Origin of the sequence: Stenotrophomonas maltophilia group sp. Smal32 (genome assembly GCF_030237085.1) — a bacterium.
GTDB lineage: Bacteria > Pseudomonadota > Gammaproteobacteria > Xanthomonadales > Xanthomonadaceae > Stenotrophomonas > Stenotrophomonas maltophilia_Q.
Window position 1 is genome coordinate 1 of sequence record NZ_JASJSI010000195.1, and the last position, 3,180, is coordinate 3,180.

2 protein-coding genes are annotated in these 3,180 nt (G+C 68.3%); both read left to right on the forward strand.

Annotated elements, in window-relative coordinates; all coding sequences use genetic code 11:
* The first annotated feature begins 398 nt into the window (after positions 1 to 398).
* Positions 399 to 2,447 (forward strand): ATP-dependent DNA helicase, encoded by a 2,049-nt coding sequence (locus QRO91_RS22160; RefSeq protein WP_197620575.1) that lies wholly within the window; start codon positions 399 to 401, stop codon positions 2,445 to 2,447.
* Positions 2,448 to 2,456: 9 nt separating this feature from the next.
* Positions 2,457 to 3,170 carry a tRNA (adenosine(37)-N6)-threonylcarbamoyltransferase complex dimerization subunit type 1 TsaB gene (tsaB, locus tag QRO91_RS22165; protein ID WP_049427805.1) on the forward strand — a complete coding sequence of 238 codons (714 nt, stop codon included), beginning with the start codon at positions 2,457 to 2,459 and terminating at the stop codon, positions 3,168 to 3,170.
* Positions 3,171 to 3,180: the final 10 nt, after the last annotated feature.

Sequence of the window (3,180 nt, forward strand, 5' to 3'; positions counted from 1 at the left end):
GACAATTTCCGTGTGCGGCCAGCCACGGAGAAGAAAAAGAAAATCAAAAGCGGGTCGCGCGCTGCGCGCTCTCGCAGTAATCCATCTTCTTTTCCCGTTCCTGCCACAGCTCCTGAGCTGCCAGTCGAGCAAGCTCGACTCTACGAAGCGCGCCCATCCGTCACCGGGAAACTGTCGAAGGCGGGGAACTGTGGGTTTGCGGGGTGTCCGCGGCATGGATGCCGCGGCCAAGCCCCCAGGGACGGGTTTACGGCGTCCCCGCAAACCCACAGTCCCCCGCCAACCCTCAGTACAACCCAGAGCCATGAACAACGCTGTTGCTGTTGCTGTTGCTGTTGCTCCGGCTCTGGCTTGAAACGGGTGCCGGGCAGCGCCCGGCCGGGTATCCTTTCCCTCTGATGTCCGACCTTGTCCATGCCAGCCGCGAAGCCCTCAGCGACGGCGGCGCGCTCGCCTCGCATCTGGACGCCTTCGTCCCGCGCCCGGCCCAGCTGCGCCTGACCGAAGCCATCGCCGATGCGATGCAGCAGCGTGATCTGCTGCTGGCCGAGGCCGGTACCGGCACCGGCAAGACCTTCGCCTATCTGGTGCCGGTGCTGCTGTCGGGGTTGCGCACCATCATCTCCACCGGTACCCGCGCGCTGCAGGACCAGCTCTACCACCGCGATCTGCCGCGCGTGCGCCAGGCGCTCGGTGTCGGCCTGCGCAGCGCGCTGTTGAAGGGACGTTCGAACTACCTGTGCCGTTACCGTCTGCAGCAGGCACGCGGCGAGCCGCGGTTCTCCAGCCGTGAACAAGCGGCGCAGTTCCAGCGCATCCTGGCCTGGTCCGGTCGCTCGGAGTTCGGCGACGTCGCCGAGCTCGACGGGCTGGCCGACGATTCACCGCTGCTGCCGATGGTCACCTCCACTGTCGACAACTGCCTGGGCACCGATTGCCCGTTCTGGGACGACTGCTTCGTGGTGCGTGCGCGACAGCGCGCACAGGCCGCCGACGTGGTGGTGGTCAACCATCACCTGCTGCTGGCCGACCTGGCGTTGAAGCAGGACGGTTTCGGTGAACTGCTGCCGGGTGCGCAGGCCTTCGTCATCGACGAGGCGCACCAGTTGCCCGAGCTGGCTGCGCAGTTCTTCGGCGAAGGCTTTGGCATGCGCCCGTGGCAGGAACTGGGTCGCGACTGCCTGGCCGAAGCGCGTGGCGTAGGAGGGGCGCAGTCGGCGTTGCAGGAACCGGTCGACCAGTTGCAGCAGTCGCTGTTGGCGTTGCGCTCGTCGATGGGAGGGCTGCCGCCGCGTGGCACGCAATGGCGAGCGCTGGCGATGCCACAGGTGCGCGACGGATTCGACATGGTGATGGCAGCCTTGGTGGCGCTGGAACAGGCGCTGCAGCCGCTGCGCGAAGCGGCGGCGGGCCTGGATGCCTGCCATGCCCGGGCGCGCGAGGCGGTCTCGCGGCTCAGTCGCTGGCTGGGCGATGATGAGCCCACCCTCGATTTCGATACCGATCCGGTGGAGACCGCCAGCGCCGCCGATGTGCTCTGGTACGAACTCACGCCGCGTGGTTTCCGCTGCCAGCGCACGCCGATGGATGTGTCCGGCCCGTTGCGCGAGCATCGCGAACGCAGCCGCGCCGCATGGATCTTCACCTCTGCGACGCTGACCGTCGGTGGCGGATTCGATCACATCGCCACGCGCCTGGGCCTGGACGATCCACATACGCTGGTTCAGCCAAGCCCCTTCAATTGGCCCGAGCAGGCGTTGTGCTACCTGCCCGAAGGCCTGCCTGATCCGGCCGCGCGTGGTTTCGGAACCGCGCTCATCCAGACCCTGCGGCCGGTGCTGCAGGCCTCGCAGGGCAGGGCGTTCCTGCTGTTCGCTTCGCATCGTGCCCTGCGTGAGGCTGCCGAGGCACTGCGCGACGGTCCATGGCCGTTGTTCGTGCAGGGTGAGGCACCGCGCGCGACGCTGCTGCAGCGCTTCCGCGAATCGGGCAATGGCGTGCTGCTGGGCTCGGCCAGTTTCCGCGAGGGCGTGGACGTGGTCGGCGAAGCGCTGAGCGTGGTGATGATCGACAAGCTGCCCTTTGCCGCCCCGGACGACCCGGTCTACGAGGCGCGGCTGGAGGCGATCCGCAGCCAGGGCGGCAACCCGTTCCGTGATGAACAGCTGCCGCAGGCGGTGATCGCATTGAAGCAGGGGGTCGGCCGCCTGATCCGCAGCGAGAGCGACCGCGGCGTGCTGGTGCTGTGCGACCCGCGCCTGCTCAACCGGGGTTACGGCCGGGTTTTCCTCGATTCACTGCCACCGTTCCGCCGTACCCGCAGCCTGGCCGATGTGCAGGCCTTCTTTACGCCACAATGGGCGCCCGTGGCCGATGATGCCGTTCCAGCCACCGCCCCTCCGGTGGGCCCGGAACCGGCGCCCGGCGCCACGTTCCCCCTGTTCTGACCTGATCCGATGAAACTGCTCGCCTTTGAAACCGCCACCGAAGCCTGTTCCGTTGCCCTGCATGTCGATGGGCAGGTGCTGGAACGCTTCGAGATTGCCCCGCGCCGGCATGCCGAACTGAGCCTGCCGTGGGCCGAGGCACTGCTGGCCGAGGCCGGCATCAGCCGTCGCCAGCTGGACGGCATCGCGCTCAGCCGCGGTCCTGGTGCTTTCACCGGCGTGCGCCTGGCGATCGCCATCGCGCAGGGCATCGCACTGGCGCTGGATCGTCCGCTGCTGCCGGTCTCGACGCTGCAGGTGCTGGCGCTGCGGGCACCAGCGGAAGAAACGCAGATCCTGTCGGCGATCGACGCACGGATGGGGGAGTTGTACGTTGCGCGCTTCGAGCGTGTTGACGGCCTGCCGGTCGCGCGCGATGGCGAGCGCGTGTGCGCACCCACTGCGGTGGCGTTGCCGGAAGGTTTGTCGGCCTACGGCGTCGGCACTGGCTTTGGCGCGGCCGACGGCGCGCTGGTGGCGGAGTTGGCCAGCGGCCTTCGCGGATTCGATGCCACGGCATTGCCGCGGGCGTCGGACGTGCTGGCACTGGCGGTGCCGGCCTTCGCGCGTGGCGAGGCGATTGCGCCGGAAAAGGTCGAGCCCGCGTACCTGCGTGACAACGTGGCACTGACCCTGGTGGAGCAGCAGGCCGCGCGCGAGGCGAAGGCGAAGGCCAACGGCTGAGCCCCTCGTG

Coding starts and splice junctions, on each gene's coding strand:
- QRO91_RS22160 (WP_197620575.1), top strand. CDS start 399: ATGTCCGACCTTGTCCATGCCAGCCGCGAAGCCCTCAGCGACGGCGGC.
- tsaB (WP_049427805.1), top strand. CDS start 2,457: ATGAAACTGCTCGCCTTTGAAACCGCCACCGAAGCCTGTTCCGTTGCC.